This is a genomic window from Micromonospora sp. KC606 (assembly GCF_004348675.1).
Lineage (GTDB): Bacteria > Actinomycetota > Actinomycetes > Mycobacteriales > Micromonosporaceae > Micromonospora.
Genome location: NZ_SMKN01000114.1, coordinates 1 through 19,008, shown reverse-complemented (window position 1 = coordinate 19,008; position 19,008 = coordinate 1). Strand labels below are relative to the sequence as shown.

General features: G+C 70.4%; 15 protein-coding genes and 2 pseudogenes. 7 read left to right on the top strand and 10 right to left on the bottom strand.

What is annotated here, in order from left to right; all coding sequences use genetic code 11:
- Positions 1-7: 7 nt before the first annotated feature.
- The 3 genes from leuA to E1193_RS20210 all read right to left on the bottom strand — a co-directional run bounded on the left by leuA (position 8) and on the right by E1193_RS20210 (position 3,507).
- Positions 8-1,759 (bottom strand): 2-isopropylmalate synthase, encoded by a 1,752-nt coding sequence (gene leuA, locus E1193_RS20220; protein WP_132184756.1) that lies wholly within the window; start codon positions 1,757-1,759, stop codon positions 8-10.
- 288 nt (positions 1,760-2,047) lie between these two features.
- Positions 2,048-2,638, bottom strand: coding sequence for a nitroreductase family protein (locus E1193_RS20215; RefSeq protein WP_132184755.1), 591 nt, complete (start codon positions 2,636-2,638; stop codon positions 2,048-2,050).
- 83 nt (positions 2,639-2,721) lie between these two features.
- Entirely contained in the window at positions 2,722-3,507 is a 786-nt protein-coding gene (locus E1193_RS20210; protein ID WP_243707795.1) for a hypothetical protein, read from the bottom strand.
- A 250-nt stretch (positions 3,508-3,757) separates the two neighbouring features.
- Between E1193_RS20210 and E1193_RS20205 the strand changes: the two genes are divergently transcribed.
- Positions 3,758-5,023, top strand: a complete 1,266-nt coding sequence (locus E1193_RS20205; protein WP_132184754.1) for an aspartate kinase — start codon at positions 3,758-3,760, stop codon at positions 5,021-5,023.
- 5 nt (positions 5,024-5,028) lie between these two features.
- Entirely contained in the window at positions 5,029-6,087 is a 1,059-nt protein-coding gene (locus tag E1193_RS20200) for an aspartate-semialdehyde dehydrogenase (RefSeq protein WP_132184753.1), read from the top strand.
- A gap of 355 nt (positions 6,088-6,442) precedes the next feature.
- Here the strand turns inward: E1193_RS20200 and E1193_RS20195 are convergent, their stop codons facing one another.
- The gene (locus tag E1193_RS20195) at positions 6,443-7,864 is read right to left on the bottom strand and encodes a diguanylate cyclase (protein ID WP_132184752.1); all 1,422 of its coding nucleotides are present in this window, start codon (positions 7,862-7,864) and stop codon (positions 6,443-6,445) included.
- 205 nt (positions 7,865-8,069) lie between these two features.
- Here E1193_RS20195 and E1193_RS20190 point away from each other — a divergent pair, with 205 nt between their 5' ends.
- From E1193_RS20190 to E1193_RS32000, 4 genes and pseudogenes are all read left to right on the top strand, one after another.
- Complete coding sequence (locus E1193_RS20190; protein WP_132184751.1) at positions 8,070-8,849, top strand: phosphodiesterase; 780 nt, start codon at positions 8,070-8,072, stop codon at positions 8,847-8,849.
- A 253-nt stretch (positions 8,850-9,102) separates the two neighbouring features.
- The gene (locus tag E1193_RS20185) at positions 9,103-9,576 is read left to right on the top strand and encodes a hypothetical protein (RefSeq protein ID WP_207922773.1); all 474 of its coding nucleotides are present in this window, start codon (positions 9,103-9,105) and stop codon (positions 9,574-9,576) included.
- Between the two features lie 137 nt (positions 9,577-9,713).
- A pseudogene (locus tag E1193_RS33300) lies at positions 9,714-10,160 on the top strand (SRPBCC family protein); the annotation flags it as partial.
- Positions 10,161-10,717: 557 nt separating this feature from the next.
- Positions 10,718-10,894 (top strand): hypothetical protein, encoded by a 177-nt coding sequence (locus tag E1193_RS32000; RefSeq protein WP_165945784.1) that lies wholly within the window; start codon positions 10,718-10,720, stop codon positions 10,892-10,894.
- A gap of 26 nt (positions 10,895-10,920) precedes the next feature.
- Here the strand turns inward: E1193_RS32000 and E1193_RS20175 are convergent, their stop codons facing one another.
- The 6 genes and pseudogenes from E1193_RS20175 to E1193_RS20145 form a co-directional block, all read right to left on the bottom strand.
- Positions 10,921-12,696: a hypothetical protein gene (locus E1193_RS20175; RefSeq protein WP_132184749.1), complete on the bottom strand. Its 1,776-nt coding sequence runs from the start codon at positions 12,694-12,696 to the stop codon at positions 10,921-10,923.
- Positions 12,693-13,904, bottom strand: coding sequence for a hypothetical protein (locus E1193_RS20170; protein ID WP_132184748.1), 1,212 nt, complete (start codon positions 13,902-13,904; stop codon positions 12,693-12,695). The genes E1193_RS20175 and E1193_RS20170 overlap by 4 nt, the downstream gene beginning before the upstream one ends.
- A complete protein-coding gene (locus E1193_RS20165) occupies positions 13,901-14,434 on the bottom strand; it encodes a SigE family RNA polymerase sigma factor (RefSeq protein ID WP_132184747.1) in 534 nt (177 codons plus the stop codon). Before E1193_RS20165 ends, E1193_RS20170 begins: the two co-directional genes overlap by 4 nt.
- Positions 14,435-14,661: 227 nt before the next feature.
- Positions 14,662-14,958: a hypothetical protein gene (locus E1193_RS34005; protein ID WP_132184746.1), complete on the bottom strand. Its 297-nt coding sequence runs from the start codon at positions 14,956-14,958 to the stop codon at positions 14,662-14,664.
- Positions 14,955-15,362, bottom strand: a pseudogene (locus tag E1193_RS34000) (hypothetical protein). The gene E1193_RS34005 and the pseudogene E1193_RS34000 overlap by 4 nt, the downstream one beginning before the upstream one ends.
- 108 nt (positions 15,363-15,470) lie before the next feature.
- Positions 15,471-16,682: a helix-turn-helix transcriptional regulator gene (locus E1193_RS20145; protein ID WP_132184757.1), complete on the bottom strand. Its 1,212-nt coding sequence runs from the start codon at positions 16,680-16,682 to the stop codon at positions 15,471-15,473.
- Between the two features lie 1,226 nt (positions 16,683-17,908).
- Between E1193_RS20145 and E1193_RS32545 the strand changes: the two genes are divergently transcribed.
- Positions 17,909-19,008: hypothetical protein (locus tag E1193_RS32545; protein WP_207922772.1), on the top strand; the 1,100-nt coding region annotated here is incomplete at its 3' end.

Below are 19,008 nucleotides of genomic sequence, written 5' to 3'. Positions count from 1 at the left end.
GGGCGGGTCAGCTCCGGGCGCGGTTGACGGCGCTGGTGACCGCCTTGATCGAGGCGGTGACGATGTTGGCGTCCATGCCGACGCCCCAGACCGTGTGGCCGTCCACGTCGCACTCCACGTAGGCGGCGGCCTGCGCGTCTCCGCCGGAGGAGAGCGCGTGCTCGTGGTAGTCGAGCACGCGTACCGCCACGCCCAACGCCTGGAGCGCGTTGACGTACGCGTCGATCGGGCCGTTGCCGACCGCGGCGAGCGGGCGCTGCTCCTCGCCGAGCCCGACCCGGGCCTCGATCTCGACCTTGCCGTCGACGGTGCCGATCGTGTAGCCGGCCAGCGTGACGGCCGGGTCGGCCTGGTGCTCGACCAGGTAGTTGCGGGCGAAGATATCCCACATCGCAACCGGCTCGACCTCGCCACCGGAGTGGTCGGTCACCTGCTGGACCACCCCGGAGAACTCGATCTGGAGCCGGCGCGGCAGGTCGAGCTGGTGCTCGGTCTTCATGATGTACGCGACGCCGCCCTTGCCGGACTGCGAGTTGACCCGGATGACGGCCTCGTAGGTGCGGCCCAGGTCCTTCGGGTCGATCGGCAGGTACGGCACCGCCCAGGTGAACTCGTCGACCGGCACCTCCGCCGCCGCGGCGTCGGCCGCCAGGGCGTCGAAACCCTTCTTGATCGCGTCCTGGTGCGAGCCGGAGAAGGCGGTGTAGACCAGGTCGCCCGCGTACGGGTGCCGCTCGTGCACCGGCAGCTGGTTGCAGTACTCGACGGCGCGCTTGACCTCGTCGATGTTCGAAAAGTCGATCATCGGGTCGATGCCCTGGGAGAAGAGGTTCAGGCCCAGGGTCACCAGGTCGACGTTGCCGGTGCGCTCGCCGTTGCCGAACAGGCAGCCCTCGATCCGGTCCGCGCCGGCCAGCAGGCCCAGCTCGGCGGCGGCCACCCCGGTGCCCCGGTCGTTGTGCGGGTGCAGGCTCAGCACCAGGCTGTCCCGGCGGGGCAGGTGACGGTGCATCCACTCGATGGAGTCGGCGTACACGTTCGGCATGGCCATCTCGACGGTCGCCGGCAGGTTGACGATCAGCTTGTGGTCGGGGGTGGGATCGACCACCTCGATGACCTTGGCGCAGACCTCCAGCGCGTACTCCAGCTCGGTGCCCGTGTACGACTCCGGCGAGTACTCGTAGTGGATGTCGGTGTCCGGAGTGTGGATCTCCGCGTACTTCTGGCAGAGCCGCGCCCCGGTGGTGGCGATGTCGGTGATGCCGTCGCGGTCCAGCCCGAAGACCACCCGGCGCTGCAACGTCGAGGTGGAGTTGTAGAAGTGCACGATGGCCCGGTGGACGCCGCGCAACGACTCGAACGTCCGGTCGATCAGGTGCTCCCGGCACTGGGTGAGCACCTGGATGGTGACGTCGTCGGGGATCAGGCCCTGCTCGATCAGTTGCCGGACGAAGTCGAAGTCGGTCTGGCTGGCCGACGGGAAACCGACCTCGATCTCCTTGTAGCCCATCTGCACCAGCAGCTGGAACATCCGCCGCTTGCGCTCGGGAGACATCGGGTCGATCAGGGCCTGATTGCCGTCGCGCAGATCGACGGCGCACCAGCGGGGCGCGGCCTCGACGTGGCGGGTGGGCCAGGCACGGTCCGGCAGGTCGATCCCGAACTGCTGCTGGTACGGCTGGTAACGCCGGAACGGCATCCGGCTGGGGGCCTGCCGGGCGATCGGATCGGTCGTGGCGTCGGCGGTGGGTTGTGCCATGGCGGAGTGCTCCCCTTGGGTCATGTCGGGCGTCAGCAATCGGAAGGTGTCGGCGCAGTGCCGGGCAGCGGTGCCGGGCGGTGCCGATAGATGGTTCGGATCTGCTGGACGGCGCGGTTCGACTCCGCGACGAGGTGCCGGCCGGTCAGGCCCCGTCGCGGCGACCAAGGAGGAGGTGCGCCTGCCACATGACAGAGTCACCCTACGTGGTGAGCGGGGAGGTGGGAAGGCGGGTCCGGAGTATGGGACCGGAGTCACCGTCGTTCGGGGCGCCGTGGCCGGCGGGGGTCAGCGCAGCAGCAGGGCATGCACCGGGTGGCGGCGGCGCAGGGCCGTCTCGTGCAGGCGCAGCTCCTCGGGAAGGCGGAACGGGTTGCCGAGTCGGCCGACGGCGGTCACCGTGAGTGGGTGCACCTCCGACGGCAGGTCGAGGTCGGCGCGGAGCGTGACCCGGTCGAAGTCGGTGAGCTGGTGCGCGTGCAGACCGAGCGCGGTGGCCTGGACGACGAGGTGGGCCATCGCCTGTCCCAGGTCATATGCGGCCTGCTCCGGGTCGCCATCGGTGCCTTCGGCCTGCGCCAAGCCGCCGTCGGTGCCTGGGGCCCGTTCCGGGTTTGCGCCGGCGTGCGCGCCGAGCACAAGGGCGGCGGCGTCCCGGGCCCACCGCTGGTCGTGGTCGGGGAGGCTGACCAGCATCCGCTTCCAGGTCTCGTCGTGGCGGTGGCCGAGGGCGAACCGCCACGGCTGGGCGTTGCCGGCCGAGGGTGCCCAGCGGGCCGCCTCCAGCAGGGACGCCACCTCGCCGCTGGTCAGCTCGGCGTCCGGATCGAAGGCGCGTGGACTCCAGCGGAACGCGAGCAGCGGGGTGATGTCGGCCATGCGAGAAGCGTCCCGTATGGGCGTTCTGGTCGGGCGGTCGGGTTGCCTAAATGTGGTCAAAGGCACCCGTAACGGGATGCGGGTCAGGACGTTCCCCCGCCAGGGCTCGCCGCGTCGGCCGGCGCGTCCCTGTCCAGCGGCTCGGCGTCCACCACGGGCCCGGCCAGCGCGACCGTCGCGGGCGCCGGGCCCACCGGGCTCGCCAGGGTGAGCGTCCCGAGCGCCGCCCGCACGTGGGTGGGTGTCCCGTCCGCCTCGAAGCAGTAGACGCCCACGTCCAGTGGCGGGTTGAGCGAGGCAGAGGTGGTGTCCACCGTGAAGCAGCGCCCGACCACCCCGTCGGGCGGGGACGCGGGCGAGATCACCAATGGGGTACGCCGGTCGGTGAGCACCGCCAGCCAGTCGGTGAACGGATGCTGCACCCGGGGGTCCAGCCGGTCGGGCACGGCGTCGTCGCGCGCGCCGAGGCGTACGCAGGTCGCCGCCTCGGGGCGGCCTGCCGACGGTAGGCCGCACTGGAAGAGGCCGTCGGAGGTGGCGGCGAGCGACACGTCGGCCGTGCCGCCCAGTGCGCCGCCGGGCACGTCGATCCGCCAACTGCCGTCCTCGGCGCTGACCACGGTCACATCCCGTGCCGAGCCGTCGGCACCGACGTGGGTGTACCGGGCGGTGAAGTGGCGGTCCCGGGCTGCCGCCGCCAGCGCCGCCAGCTCGTCCCAGGCCGCGTCGGCGCCGGCGGGCGCCGGATCGGGGGGTGTGCTCGCGGTCACCGTGGTCGGGGGATCTGCGGCGCAGGCCGCGAGGAGTACCGAGAGGAGAACGGACAGGGCGCCGGTCAATCGGCGCGCGGCGCGCGGGTGGGCATGCACCGGGTCATTCTGCGCCGCGCGTCCACCGCCCGGGGGCCCGCGTCGGCCAGGCTCGTCCCGCGTGTCGCCAGCGAGGGGCAGCGGGCGGAATCGCAGCTCCGGGCGGCTCGGGTCGCCGGATGGTGGGATCACCTGACGCGCCCTCGCGTACGGCCCGATACCCTGAGGTGGTCTGACGCGCGCCGCCGGGAGGAGAGCAGCCGGCGGCGTCGGCACGCTCAGGGTCGTCGCTGGGAGGGAGTGCACCGTCGTGGCACTCGTGGTGCAGAAGTACGGCGGGTCCTCCGTCGCCAACGCCGAGCGCATCAAGCGGGTCGCCGAGCGCATCGTCGCCGCCCGCAAGGCCGGCGACGACGTGGTGGTGGTGGTGTCCGCGATGGGGGACACCACCGACGAGCTGCTCGACCTGGCCAACCAGGTCAGCCCGCTGCCGCCGGGTCGTGAGCTGGACATGTTGCTCACCGCCGGGGAGCGGATCTCCATGGCGCTGCTGGCCATGGCCATCCACAACCTGGGGTACGAAGCCCGCTCGTTCACCGGCTCGCAGGCCGGCGTGATCACCACGTCGGTGCACGGCAAGGCGCGGATCATCGACGTCACCCCGGGGCGGCTCAAGGGCGCGCTCGACGAGGGCGCGGTGGTCATCGTCGCCGGTTTCCAGGGTGTCTCACAGGACACCAAGGACGTGACGACGCTCGGCCGGGGTGGGTCGGACACCACCGCCGTGGCGCTCGCCGCCGCGCTGAGCGCGGACGTCTGCGAGATCTACACCGACGTGGACGGCGTCTTCACCGCCGACCCGCGGATCGTGCCGAACGCCCGGCACATCACGAGCATCACCTACGAGGAGATGCTGGAGTTGGCCGCCTGCGGCGCGAAGGTGCTGCACCTGCGCAGCGTGGAGTACGCCCGCCGGGCGGGGTTGCCGATCCACGTCCGTTCGTCATACTCGACCAACACCGGCACCATGGTCACCGGAATGATGGAGGACCTTTCCGTGGAACAGGCGTTGATCACCGGGGTCGCCCACGACCGGAGCGAAGCGAAGATCACGATCGTCGGCGTGCCCGACGAGCCGGGCGCGGCCGCGAAGATCTTCGACACCGTGGCCGGTGCCGAGATCAACATCGACATGATCGTGCAGAATGTCTCCACGGAGGGGACCGGCCGCACCGACATCTCGTTCACGCTCCCCAAGACCGACGGCCCGACCGCCATGGCGGCCCTCAGCAAGATCCAGGAGTCGGTCAAGTTCAAGGGCCTGCTCTACGACGACCACGTCGGCAAGGTGTCTCTCATCGGCGCGGGTATGCGTTCGCACCCGGGCGTAGCGGCCGGGTTCTTCGCCGCGTTGGGGGCGGCCGGGGTCAACATCGAGATGATCTCGACCTCGGAGATCCGCGTCTCGGTGGTCTGCCGGGACACCGACCTCGACAAGGCCGTCCGGGCCATCCACGACGCGTTCGAGCTGGGCGGCGACGCCGAGGCCGTGGTCTACGCGGGGACAGGGCGGTAGCGCCGGTGGCGGCGCGGCCCACCCTGGCCGTGGTCGGGGCGACCGGTGCTGTCGGCACCGTGATGTGTGAGCTGCTCTCCTCCCGGCGCGACGTCTGGGGCGAGATCCGGCTGCTGGCGTCGGCGCGCTCGGTCGGGCGGAAGGTGCGCTGCCGGGGTGAGGAGCTGACCGTCGGGGCGTTGACCCCGGAGGCGTTCGACGGCGTCGACGTGGCCATGTTCGACGTGCCCGACGAGGTCTCCGCCGAGTGGGCACCGGTCGCCGTGGGCCGCGGCGCGGTGGTGGTCGACAACTCCGGGGCGTTCCGGACGGACCGAGATGTACCACTGGTGGTGCCCGAGATCAACCCTGAGCAGGTTCGCAACCGGCCCAAGGGAGTCATCGCCAACGCCAACTGCACCACCCTCGCCATGATCGTGGCGATCGCCCCGCTGCACCGCGAGTACGGGCTGCGCGAGCTGGTGCTCGCCTCGTACCAGGCGGTGTCGGGGGCGGGGCAGTCGGGCGTGGACACGCTGCACCTGCAACTCGCCAAGATCGCCGGAGACCGGGTGCTCGGCTCCCGTCCGGGCGACGTGCGGCAGGCGGTCGGCGACGAGCTCGGTCCCTTCCCCGCGCCGCTCGCGCTGAACGTGGTGCCGTGGGCCGGATCGCTCACCGACGGCGGTTGGTCCTCCGAGGAGGTCAAGATCCGCAACGAGTCCCGCAAGATCCTCGGCCTGCCCGACCTCAAGGTCTCCGCGACCTGCGTACGGGTGCCGGTGGTGACCGGCCACTCGGTGGCGGTGCACGCCGTCTTCGCCAGCGAGGTGGACGCCGAGGGTGCCCGCGAGGCGTTGCGCAACGCGCCCGGAGTGATTCTGGTCGACGACCCGGCGGCCGGGGAGTACCCGATGCCGATCGACGCGGTCGGCACCGACCCGTCCTGGGTCGGCCGCATCCGCCGCGCCCTCGACGACCCGCGCGCCCTCGACCTCTTCGTCACCGGCGACAACCTTCGCAAGGGCGCCGCCCTCAACACCGCCCAGATCGCCGAACTCATCGCCAAGGAACTCGTCCACTGACCGGTCCGAGGCTCTCGCCCCTCGGTTGGGCGCCTCCGTCCCTCGGTGGGGTGCCCATGTCTCTCGGGTGGGTGCCCCCCGTCCCTCAGGTGAATGGCCATGTTTCTCGGGTGGGTGCCCCGGCCTCTGGTAACCGCCTCGGCCCGAATGATCGACTCGGGTTGCGGCAGAGTGGGGTGTTCGAGAAGCGGGACAGCCCCATCCGCCGCATACGGAGTGGATCATCGCTTGGCGAGGTCGGACGGATCATCGTATGGCGGTGGCGCACGGATCACCGCTTGGCGGTGTCGGACGGATCACCGCCTGGCGGGGTCACGTGGGGAGTGGTTCATCGCTCGGGAGGGCCGGTGACGGCTCAGGTCGGGGCGAGGCGCACGCCGTCGCGGCCGTGTCGCTTGACAGCGTAGAGCGCCTCGTCAGCGCGGCGGAGGGTCACCTCCGCCGGTTCGCCGGGGTGGGGCAGCGCGACCCCGACGCTGATGGTGCGCCCGGTGTGCCGGGCCGCCTCGGTGAGCCGCTCGGCGATCCGGACCGCCTCCTCCGGGCGGCTCACCTCCAGCACCGCGACGAACTCGTCGCCGCCGGTCCGGTACAGCTCGTCACCCTGCCGCAGCGCCGCTTCCAGGGCCCGGGCCAACCCGACCAGCAGCCGGTCCCCGGCCTGGTGGCCGTACGTGTCGTTGACCGTCTTGAAGCCGTCCACGTCGATGGCGAGCAGGGCCGTACGTCCCGGCGTGGCCGTCCGGATCCGCTGCCCGAACGGCCCGGTGTGGCGCAGCCCGGTGAGCGGGTCGGAACTGGCCTGCTCGCGTAGCTGGGCCAGGGTACGTAGCCGGTCCAGTGCGCCCCACGCCTGGCCGGCGAGCAGTTCCATCAGGTTGACCGTGGTCGGATCCGGCCGGAGCAGCCGCTCGTCGGCGACCAGCAGCAGGCCGCCCGAGTCGGGCGGTCCGAGCGGCACCGACACCAGGGTGCGCACCCCGGCTCGGAGCAGCGGCTCGTACTCCTCGGTCGGTGGCCGTCCCGTCTCCCCCAGCGTGTACGCCGCCCCGTGCCGGTGAGCACGGGCGACCATCCGGCCGAGCGGACCGGGGCCCGCCTCGGCCAGCTCGGCCCGGATGCGTGATTCCAGTTCGCCCGGGGTGGCGGTCGGAGCGCCCAGGCGTGGGCCGTGCCGGTCGTCGAGCAGCAGCACGGCGGCGGAGAGGGTGGAGACGTCCCGGGCCGCGGTGATCGCGGCGGCCATCAGCTCCCAGTTGGTGGGAGCGGAGGTCATTGCGGTGGCATGCCGGAGCAGCTTTTCGCTGCGGCTCTCGGCGGGAGGCCCGCCCAGCGCCACGATCCGGGCACCGAGCCGGCCGGCCAGCCGTTCCGCGGTCGCCCGCCAGGGCTCCAGCTCGACCGGCTCGCTCCACTGGAGGTCCAGCACCCCGATCGGGCGGCCCGCCGGGTCCAGCACCGGCACGCACATCTCGGCGATGACGTCGGGGCGGACCGGCAGATAGTCGGGGTCGGCGGTGACGTCGGCGACGGTGGCGCCCTCACCGGAGGCGTACACCCGCCCGACGATGCCGGATTTCGGCGGCACGGTGGAGAAGACCTGCCAGGCGCCGGTTGCCGCGACACAACGTAACCGGCCGTGGACCTGGAGCAGGACGGAGATCGTGGCCGGGGTGTACCGGGCGAGCGCGGTCACGGTCCACTGGCACGCCTCGACGGCGGTGGACACCATCGGCAGGCGGGCCGTGACGTCCCGGACGACTCGTTCGTGATCCACGTTCTTCCAGGTGGGGGTGGGCCCGGCCGGCGGCGAGGCTGCGGTCAAGCGTACTCAGCGCCCGCGGCGCCGCCCATGTCAAGATCACGGTGTTCGTACACATGTTTCATCCACAGGGTGTGGACGTGGCCTGTGGGTGGCCGACCGGGCCACGCCGGCCGCGTCGGCGGGATAGCGTGATAGTCCCGGTCGCACTGGAGGAGCCGTGCTCGTCGCCCAGCTGAGTGACCCCCACCTGACCACCGGCGTGCTCGCCGCCGCGCCCGCCGCCGGCCTGCACCGGGCGCTCGGCCGGGTGCTGGCCCTGCGGCCCCGCCCCGACTGCGTGGTGATCTCCGGCGACCTGGCCGACCAGGGCCGCCCCGACGAGTACGCCGCGCTGCGCGAGGTGCTCGGCCGCTACCCGCTGCCGGTGCACCTGGTGACCGGCAACCACGACGACCGGGAGTCCCTGCTCGACGCCTTCGGTGGCACGCCGTACCTCGGTGGCGGGTTCTCCGCCTTCTACCACGTGGACCATCCCGAGCTGACCGTCGTCGCGTTGGACTCGCTCGTGCCCGGGGAGGATGGCGGTCGGCTCGGTGACGACCAGCTCGGCTGGCTCGACGGCGTGCTCGCGGGCCGGCGTGACGTACCGGCGGTGGTCTTCCTGCACCACCCGCCGGTCGCCGTCGGTGTCCCGGCCGCCGACGCCATCCGGCTCACCGACGGCGACGCCCTCGCCGAGGTGATCCGCCGGCACCCCCACGTGGTACGCGTCGCCGCCGGCCACCTGCACCGCCCGGTCACCACGGCCTTCGCCGGCACCGTGCTCACCGTTTCGCCCAGCACCTGGCGGCAGGCGTCGCTGACCATGAGCCCCGACGAGGAGATCGGCTGGGTCGACGAGCCGACCGCCTTCCTGCTGCACGCCGTCGGGCCGGGCTCGTGCGTGACGCACACCGTGCAGGTCAGCCACGCCGCCGGTATCACCTGCGGCTTCTGACCGGCCGACCGGGCTGGTCCGTCCGCCGGTCGCGGCCCGAGTACACCGGATGGCTGGTGCCGTACCGACCTGTCGCACCCACCGGCCGGCCGATCGCCCGGATCTGATCCGCAACCCGCGCACGGAACCCCGCAGGTGTGGTGGCGAACAAGGACGTACGGGGGCACGGTTGCCGTCCGGCAAGGACAGCCTCGCGCACTTTCCGGCAGCCGTGCGGGAACGTGTGAAGCACAGGCTCTGCCATGCTGGCCCGGTGAGCGTGACCTGGCGACACCTGCCCGCACCGGCCCGCGAGATCGCCGTCGCCGCGACCGAGGCCGTCGAGGCGGCCCGGGCCCGCGACATCGAGGCGTACGACCTGTCGACCGCGCGGCTGGCCGTCGTGGAACGCGCCGGGCTGGTTCTCGGCTCGGTGGTGCGGCTGCTTCTGGAGGAGGCACACCCGGACGGGCTGGACTCCGACGACGTGCGGCGGGTGCTGGAGCGCTGCGTCCGGTCGGCCACCCCGTGGCGCCCGGACGTCGACCCGCACGTGGTGCTGGTCCTGCTGGCCGGGGCACTCGGCGTGTACGACCCGGACGGCGACGGCTCCCCGCCCGATCCGGCGGCGCTGGCCCGGCACGCCCCGCTGCTCGTCGCCGACCTGCTGGCGGTCACCGGCGGGCCGGTCGAGGGCTACCTGGGGGCGGCGTTCGCCGAGATCGAGCGCACCGAGCGGCACGACTGACCGCCGCCCCGGCAGGTCGGTGACTCGCGCCCGTTCCGCCGCCTGTGGTTGGGCCGCCCTCCGGAGGGTACGGATTCGAGTGGACCAGGACGGTTCCCTCCCGGTTGGAGGGAGGTTCCACCAGAAGGAGGAGTGCCATGACCACGGTGGTCGACAAGTCGATCGAAGTCGAAGTTCCGGTCAGCACCGCCTACAACCAGTGGACGCAGTTCGAGGAGTTCCCCCGTTTCATGGGCGGCGTGCAGGAGGTGCGCCAGCTCGACGACCGGCGCATGCACTGGGTCGCCCAGATCGCCGGGGTCCGACGTGAGTGGGACGCGACGATCCTGGAGCAGGTGCCGGACGAGAAGGTCGCCTGGGCGGCGACCGAGGGCGCGACCAACGCCGGCGCGGTCTACTTCCAGCCAGTGGGCACCGGCCGCACGCGGGTCCGGCTGCACCTGGAGTACGAGCCGGAGGGGCTGGTAGAGAAGGCCGGCGACAAGCTCACCATCGTCGAGAGGCAGGCCGAGTCCGACCTGGAGAAGTTCAAGAGCTTCATCGAGTCCCGGGGCGTCGAGTCCGGCGCGTGGCGGGGCTCGGTCGGTGAGGGACTCGGCGTGGGCACGCCCGGTGTCGCACACGCCGCGGCCTCCCAGGGCGACAGTGGCCGGCCGGGCGCCTCCGGCACCGCCGCCGCGGGCGCGGGCACGGGAACGGCGGACCTGAAGCACCGCTCCAGCGACGACGAGGAGCGGGTGGCCGACGCCACCGAGCGGGATTACGTGGTGACCGAGATCGACTGGCCCACGCCGGACACCACCACCTACCCGGGTGGCCCGGTCAACGAGCCGAATCGGCCCCGCTGAGGCATTGCTGCACGTAGAGCGGCTCGGCGTCGCCGTCCGTCCCGTGGTGACCGTAACGGGTCAGGGCCCCTCCGTCGAGGGACCCTGACCCGTCATCTACCGCTGGTCGGGGTGGCCGGAATCCTTGCTGATCGAACCCATCGGGTGGGGCCGGGTCAGGCTCACCCAGACCGAACGCTTCACCGGCGTCCTGGTGCCATTGTTCCGCGGGCACCCGCACGACAACACCCTGCCCCAATTTTGCGTTCTGAACGAGGCACTCTGATTTCGCCCGCGATCCAACCGGCAGCGCGATGACCTCCCTGGCCGGCGATCCGCCGGTCAACGCCGCCGACACGGATGGCTCGATGGCCTTCACCGGCCTGCTCCTCGGGCTGCTACTGGCATCGATCAGCTGTGTGATGACCCTGCACGCACCCACGCCGGCCAGCCTGAGCCGCGATTCCGTCCCCGTGGCAAACAGTGGGTGACGTGGCCCGCCACCGTGAGGGACCGGTTAATCGGACGCGAGCCGGTACGCCCGGATCACGGTCTGCTTGACGGTGTTGCCCGCGTTGTCGGTCGCAGCCGCGCGCAGGGACACGTACCCGGTCGATTGCGGGTGGTGCAGCGTGACCAGGCCGCTGTCGCCGATCTGGGTGACTTCCGCCTGGCTCCAGGTTCTTCCGTCGTCGTAGGAGACACCCACGGCGAGGGTGCGCACCGGGCCACCGGCAGTGCCCGGCTGCCGGTGCACCCGGACCGGGAACCGGACGGTCGCCCCGGCCGGCGCCGTCTGGTGATCGTCCAGCGTCGGGGTGAACCGCACCACCGAGGTCGGTAGGCGGGTGGTCCGGCCGGGACTTCCGCCGGAGCGGAAGGTCCACTCGACGATGGTGCGGATCGCCAGGTCGGCTGGTTTGCCGCGCTGTGCGTCGATCCGTAACCGGTAGCCGGCGTCCGTCGCCGGAACAGCGAACCTGCCGGTCAGTCTTGGCAGCTCGGCGACCAGCTCTCCGTCCCGGTAGAGCGAGGTGGTACCGGTGGACACGCCCGGCCAGCTGTACCGGTCGGCCGTGTCCGAGTACAGCGGCAGATTGACGTTGATCGTGTCGTCCGTCCGTGCCACCTCCTCCGGCTTGCGGTCCGGGGTGCGAATGCCGGAGAAGGCCGGGCCGAGGACCCCCCGGTTCCAGGTCTCCCGGTAGGTGCGTCCCGGCCGGTAGTGCCCGGCACCCCAGAGCTGGTTGGTCAGGCCGCCCGCGTCGGCTTGCACCTCGCCGAAGTTGTTCTCCCAGACCACTCCCGGCTCGGCGTTGTAGTACTCGGTCCGGGTGGTGGGCAGCGCGAAAGCGACGTCCTCGACGAAGCCGCCGCTGGGCACCGCGTCGTTGCGGGCGAACGCGGCGAGCATGCCGGTGGCACCCGGGGTACCGACGGCGTACCGTGCCCGCACGGTGGCCAGTTCGGCCGGCCGGACCCGCCGGCTGAAGCCGGTGGGCATCAGGCCGCTCTCGAACCAGGCCAGGCGATAGGCGTACGGGCTGTCAGCCGGGCCGCCGGACCATTGACTGCCGATCCTGGTCGTCATGCCGTCGAGGGCGCCGGCCGGACCGAGCTGTGCGCTGTACCGGCGCTCGAACGAATCGCTCCAGGAGAGCAGGGAGATTCCCAGCCCGTCGTCGGTGGGAATGTTCACTACCAGCTCGGCGAGGAACGACGTGGCCGACGGATTCGGCACGGTCACCGTGAGTGGTTGGCCCAGCCGGGCGTCCAAATCAACGGTACGATCCCCGGTCAGTTCCAGCCGCGGCCACACCAGATCGGTCACCTCGCCCTCGGGATCGTAGATCTTGGTGCTGATCATGTACTCGCCGCGGGGCAGCCGGAGCTTGCCGTCCGCCGGGACGTCGACCCACGCGCTCTCCCCGTCGGTCTTGACGATGAAGGGCTGGTGGTCGGTGCTGGGGGCCCCGTCGCGTCCGGTGTGCAGGAGGGTGAGGTCGTACAGTTCCTCCTCGCCGCTGGTCGCGGCGAACGACCGGGGCTCGCCCAGCGGGGGCATACCGATCAGCTTGCCGCCCAGCACCCCGTTCCTCAGCAGGGAAGCGGCGTTGCCGGGCACCACCCGCATCTGGCCGGCGGCCCGGACGGCCCCGAAGACCGTCCGCTCCGACGCGACGCGCTGCCCCACGGACCTGCCGGACGGCTCGGCGGCGGTCGCGGCCGGTGCCGTGAGCAGCACCGGTCCGGCGAGCAGCGCTGCGATGATCTGTCGCAGACATCCTCTCATCGATTGCCCTTTCCTGGAGCGCAGAACCAACTCACCGGGATGTCGGCGCTGCCTCCGCCTGCCCGGGTGCCGTCGTCGCTGAGGGTGGTGGCGTGGGTCGTACCCTCCGCGGCGAGACCCGGCAGGGCCCGCAGCGTGCCGTCCACCTCGCGGATCGATGCCGTGTTGTGGGGGTGGTCGACCACGACCTGCCCGTTGATGTTGACCGCCTGGACTCGGCCGTCGTCCACCGTGGCGGCGCGGTCGTTGCGCAGGTCCCACACCACCGCCACCCTCGAGTCGGTGGTTTGCGGAGCGCTCGCGGTCGGGTCGCCGGTGGGCGGTTTGCCGTCCCGCTTGAGCAGGCCGTAGGCCCAGTCGCCACGGACGCCGTAGGCGGAGCCGCCGACGGTCCCGGCGGGGCTGGTGAGCTTGCCGCCCAGCCCTCGCGCGTCCCACCAGTACGCGGCGCTGCCGTCGTGCAGGCCGCCGACCACCACCCCGCTGTCGGAGATGCCGAAGGCCATCGCCCCGCCCGGCGCCTCCAGTACCTTGGCCCGGGCGGTGGCGGTGGGTGCCTGCCACACCACGGCGGCGGTCCGGTCCCCGGCGAACAACACCCCGGCCACCTGGCCCTTGGCGTTGATCGCAGACGCCTCGGCGCCCGTGTAGCCGTTCGGGACAGGCAGTTCGACGACCTTGCCGTCGACGTACGCCCAGGCATAGTGCCGCCGGTCGGCGGTCTGGCCCTCGCCGACCACCACCCCGCTGTCGTTCACGCCCTCGGCCTCGCCGGTTCCGTCGATCGGAATCGGGACGGGCCGCGCGCCGGCCCAGAAGACCGGTTTGCCCGGGTTGTCCTTTCCGGTGACGACCCCGGCGAGATACCGCCCGTTCGGCGAGCCGGCAGTGACCTCACCGGCGGTCGACCCCTTGGGCAGGGCCAGCCGCTGCACGGCGCAGGCCACCGGCGCGGCCGTCGCCGACGCACCGGCCCGCTGCGACAGCCCGGGAGCCGGACCGCCCGGGCGCCCTGGCAGGCCGGCCACCCCAATGGCCGCGCCGAGCCCCAGCGTGGCCACCCCGGCCACGCTCATCGTCAGCCGCTGCCGGCGCCGGCGCCGGGTCCGCGCACCCTCGCGGACCAGATCGGTCGCGTTCATCCGAGACGCCGGAATGTCCACTGAGGACAGCAACTCCCGCATCCTGGTCTCACTGTCTGGCGTCATCGCATCCTCCTCGGTTCTCTGCTGGCCCCTGCTGGCGTCGCCTGCCACTCCTCGCCGAGCAGGTCACGCATCGCCGCCAGGCCGCGAGCGGTCTGGCTCTTCACGGTTCCGGTGGAAAGGCCGAGCACGGTGGCCGTCTCCTGGACCGACATGTCGCAGAAGAACCGCAACACCAGAACGGTGCGCTGCCCCCGGCTGACCTTCGCGAGCGCGGCCTGCACCGCATGCGAGTCCTCCACACTCGGCCCGGCCTGGGCCGCGGTGTCGGTATCCCGCCAGGCGAGCAGAACGCGTGCCCAGCTCTTGCGGGTCTCGTCGATGTAGCGGCGCACCAGGATGCGGTGCACGTAACCGTCGAGGTTGCCGACCGTGCGGATCTTCTTCCAGTTCAGATAGACCGCGACGAGCGCGGACTGCACGATGTCATCGGCGCGGTCGACGTCACCGCACAACAGGAAAGCCGCACGCCTGAGCCGGTCCAACGCCGCCGAGACGTACTCGACGTACTCCCGGTCTTCCTCTGCCGACAAGGCATGACTCCTTCCTTCGGCGTCACACCTCTATCGCGCCCGAACCGCAGGAAGGTTGTCACCCATCGGCCGGGACAACAGCCGCCGGGAGCCGACTCAGGGCCGGTCTTTTAGGAGAAACCGGCCCTGAGTTGGCCCTTACCTCTGGTCGGGGTGGTCGGATCCGGGCCGACGACCTCTTCGTCCCGAACTCTCGGCGAGCCGGTCCGATCGGGTGTCATTCGAGGTCATTCGGCCTGATGCCGCTTGTGCCGGCCGGATCCGGCCGGCACGGTTGCTGTACTTCGCTGCTGTACTACCGGCGGCTGCCTGGTCCAGCCGATGAATCGGCGGTGCAGCGCGCCGGCCGGTGCCCAGGGCATGTCCTCGGCCGCTTGAACAAGGTAGGAGCCGAGGTAGAGAGCCAGCGACACCGGCGCGTCCGCATACTCCGCGCGTAGCTCCCGCCTGCGGGTTGGGCAGGGCCAGGGCAGATTACAGCCGCCGCAGCTCCACACCGGCAGCACCGGTCCGTGAGTGCTCACCGCACACCGCCCAGGAAGCGGGCGACGCTCGCGCGGGCCTGCCGGCTGGTCGCCCAGTCCACCTGCCAGCATGGGTACGGCGCCAGCCGCGCCCACCACGTCCGGCAGCCGACGCACATGCCGTCGAGCCCCGGCACGTGGACCGCAAGGATCACCCGCTCCGGACAGCCGGTCACTGCTCACCCTCCCGCAGCCAGTGGCCCCGGTTGATCGGAACGCGGTGCCGGGTGCGGCAGGGCAGGTCGGCACCACACCGGCAGATGCGCCGCCAGTGCTGCCACGACCACACCGGCCGATGCCGCCGGGCGAAAGTCAACGCGGTGGCCGACAGGTACTCGTCGTACGAGACGCGCCGCACGCGCCCTCCCTCGTCGCTCACGAGGGTGACCTCCTCGCCCTCTGATTTGAGGGGGACGCGGCGACCGGGCGTTACTCGCACCGCCCGCCGCATCCCGTGACCGAGAAGCTACAGTCGGTCGCGAGGCGGGATGGGTAAGGTTCCTACCCCTGGATCATGAGACGAGTCCGACCTTGACCGCGAGGTCACGGGCGTCATCTCGGGTGGAACGCGGCCCATCGAGCAGGTCCAAGGTGATCTGGCGGGCGTACCCGTTGTAGCGGATCGTCTCCGGGGCCGACTCGTACGCCTGCCGCAGCGTCGCCACGGTCGCTTCCTTGTCGTCGTTGCCGTAGTGCGCCCGAGCGACCTCGATGAGGTGGCGTGCCCGACGCGGCCGAGACGGGATCGCCGCCGCGTCATGGCGACGGGCCTGCCGCACCGCCTCGCCGGACTTCTGCAACTCCACCGCCACGGTCACCGCATGAGCGCCCATGACGACCCGGGAAAACGACGTCTGCGGCTGATAGAAGCCCTGAGGCAGGCGCTGCGCCACCCGGTCCGCACGATCCCAGTACCGCCACGCCCGCCCTTCCTCACCCGCACGAGCAGCCGTGTACGCGGCCTCGAAGTTCAGGGCACCCCACAGCGCCAGAAGATTCGTGCTCCCGTCGGCCGTCTGCGGCTCCAGAGCGGACAGCACGTCCAGCGTCACCGCCATCGCGGTGTCCCAGTCCCCGGCGTCCCGATGCACTTGACACAGGAACCACCCCGCACAGGCAATCGCCTCCGGATCACCGGACTCCTGCGCCGCCACCATCGCCCGGTCCGCCACCCGCCACAACAACTCGGCAGCAGGCTGGTAGGCAATGAACATCTGCGCCAGCCCGAGCGTCTCCGCCAGCAGAGCTTGCGCCTGCCGCCGCTCATCACCGTCGTACCCCAACACGGCACGCTGCACATCTCGCAGCAGCCCTGGCAACAACGCGCCCAGCACCGTACGGTGATCCGATGCCTGATGGCGAGCCCGCCAAGCCACCGCAAGCCGCTCCCTCACACTGGACAACGACTCCGCCGGGGTCTCACCGGAAAACGCGACGCGGTTCACAGCATCCCGGACCGACGCCAGCGCCGGATGCTCCGGCCCGTTGACCACAGCAGACCGATCGCCCAACTCCACGGCCAAGGCAGACACGTCGATCTTCAGGGCACGCGCGATCCGATCCAGCATGTGAATGCGCGGCGGCAGGATCCGATCCGCCTCCACCGCCTTGACCCACTCGGCGCTACGACCGACCAACCCGCCGAGCACCGCACGTGTCTTCCCGGACCGCTCCCGGTAGACCTTCAACCGCTGCCCGAAAGTCAGCTCCGGCAAGGAATCCATCCCGAACCTCCTCGTAGCGCGGGATGCACCATCGGCCCGCCAGCCGCCCGTCACGCCAACGTTACCTACCAGCCCGCCGCCCCATAACCCCTCACACGCAGGCGACTCCCTGCCTCCTGGGAGGCATCCCGACCTCTCGCTTGTAAGTTCTGGGCGCGTCGTCCAGCCCAGTCCGCACGTGTCTCTTGACCTCGGGTGGTAGTCCATCGCTGTTCGGCTTCGGCCCGGTCTATCTGGCCCTGTTGCTGTCACCGTTGCTGTCGACTGTGCAGGGCGACGTCACGGCTGACTCAGCGCCTACGATGTGCCCGTGGAGGGCTTCGGGGCGGTCGCACTGGTGCTCTGCGGCGCGCTGAGTTGCCTGCTCGTCTGCCTAATGCTGTGCGCCGTCGCTGCGGCATGGGCCGCTTGGCCCAGGCATCGCCAGTAACCCGTTACCGTCACCAACCAACTACAGAGGTTGAAGCGGAACCTAGAGCCCCGGCGAGCCTGCCAGCGGCGATAGCCAGCGACACCTGCTCGTGCGGCGTCTCGATCTGCCATGGTTAGACGCTGGTTGACGACGTTTCACGGTGTCTTGTGCCCCCGATGTGCCCCATGGCTCGCGTCAGCTCGTGCGGCTCGGCCATGGTTCGCCACCCTCGATCTTCGCCACTTCGGCTAAGGGCACCTTTTGCTAGCAAGACCAGAACAGTCGGAGCCGCGACTGACCAATTGAGGACCTGGACCTGTTCCTGTTCCTCTCTCGTGGCGTTCGCAAGGACGGAGAAAAGGGCGTAGCCGTCATGCTCGGTGAAGCCGTCAGCAGCTAGCTCGACGGTCGCCCCAGACCGGAGGGTGACAACCCAGCGACTTGGCGGTCCTGCGGCGAAGTCCACGAGGTCAGAGTGTAGGTAAGGCTGCAACGCCTGCCGCTGCGGCGGCGACTTCTTCGTCCCGAAGCATTTTGGCAGCTTGGGGAACGCCCGGTGGCTCCTGCACGGCCGTCCCTTGCCGTCCGTGCTCGTCCGTCGACGCGCCTCCTCGTTGTCACTCAGTTGGTCACTCAGCGGACCGGTGGACCAGTGCCGGAGTTAGTTCCGCTGGCCAGGTGAACCGTAGCTGTGGCTCCTGCGTACTGGGGAGCAAGCTATGGAAGGAAGTGACGTATGCGTCCGTCGAGAGCACTGGTGCTGGTGGGAGCGTTGTTAACACTCGTGGCAGCAGGCACAGGAACAGGATTTGCCATGAGTAGTGGGTCCGCAGCTCAGTCCGCGTGTCAGGGCAATGTGACCTTCTTCAACCAGAACGCCGCACCTGCCGCCGCGAGCGACCAGATCCCCGCCGGCTCCACCATCAAAATCACCAATCTGGACAACAACAAGTCCGCCACCATCAAGGTCACCGAGCGATTCGGCGGCTGCCTCCTGCTCAACAACGCCGCCATGGACCTGGTACGCGAACCCGGCAAGAACGTCATCCGCAACAATAGGGTCGAAATCGTCAGCAAACCCCAAGCCGTCGGAAACTCCGCCTGCCAGGGCAGCCTGACCTTCTTCAACCAGAACGCCGGGCCAGGCGCCGCCAGCGACCAGATCCCTGTCGGCTCCACCGTCCGGATCACCAACCTGGCCAACAACAAGTCCACCACCATCAAAATCACCGAACGATTCGGCGGCTGCCTCCTGCTCAACAACGCCGCCATGGACCAAGTACGCGAACCCGGTAAAAACCTCGTCCGCGACAACAGGGTCGAAGTCCTCAGTAACGGCAACGGTCAAGGCAACGCCAAGAGCCAGGGCAACGCCAACAGCCAGGGCAACAGCCAGGGCAACGGCAACAGCGCCCCCGCGGGCGGCGGGAAATCCGCCTGCCAGGGCAACGTGACCTTCTTCAACCAGAACGCCGCACCTGCCGCCGCGAGCGACCAGATCCCCGCCGGCTCCACCATCAAAATCACCAATCTGGACAACAACAAGTCCGCCACCATCAAGGTCACCGAGCGATTCGGCGGCTGCCTCCTGCTCAACAACGCCGCCATGGACCAGGTACGCGAACCCGGCAAGAACGTCATCCGCAACAATAGGGTCGAAATCGTCAGCAAACCCCAAGCCGTCGGAAACTCCGCCTGCCAGGGCAGCCTGACCTTCTTCAACCAGAACGCCGGGCCAGGCGCCGCCAGCGACCAGATCCCTGTCGGCTCCACCGTCCGGATCACCAACCTGGCCAACAACAAGTCCACCACCATCAAAATCACCGAACGATTCGGCGGCTGCCTCCTGCTCAACAACGCCGCCATGGACCAAGTACGCGAACCCGGTAAAAACCTCGTCCGCGACAACAGGGT

Bases quoted from the DNA above. Each gene is read 5' to 3' on its own strand.
- leuA (WP_132184756.1), bottom strand. From the start codon at position 1,759: ATGGCACAACCCACCGCCGACGCCACGACCGATCCGATCGCCCGGCAG.
- E1193_RS20215 (WP_132184755.1), bottom strand. From the start codon at position 2,638: ATGGCCGACATCACCCCGCTGCTCGCGTTCCGCTGGAGTCCACGCGCC.
- E1193_RS32000 (WP_165945784.1), top strand. From the start codon at position 10,718: ATGACCTCCCTGGCCGGCGATCCGCCGGTCAACGCCGCCGACACGGAT.
- E1193_RS20175 (WP_132184749.1), bottom strand. From the start codon at position 12,696: ATGAGAGGATGTCTGCGACAGATCATCGCAGCGCTGCTCGCCGGACCG.
- E1193_RS20170 (WP_132184748.1), bottom strand. From the start codon at position 13,904: ATGACGCCAGACAGTGAGACCAGGATGCGGGAGTTGCTGTCCTCAGTG.
- E1193_RS20145 (WP_132184757.1), bottom strand. From the start codon at position 16,682: ATGGATTCCTTGCCGGAGCTGACTTTCGGGCAGCGGTTGAAGGTCTAC.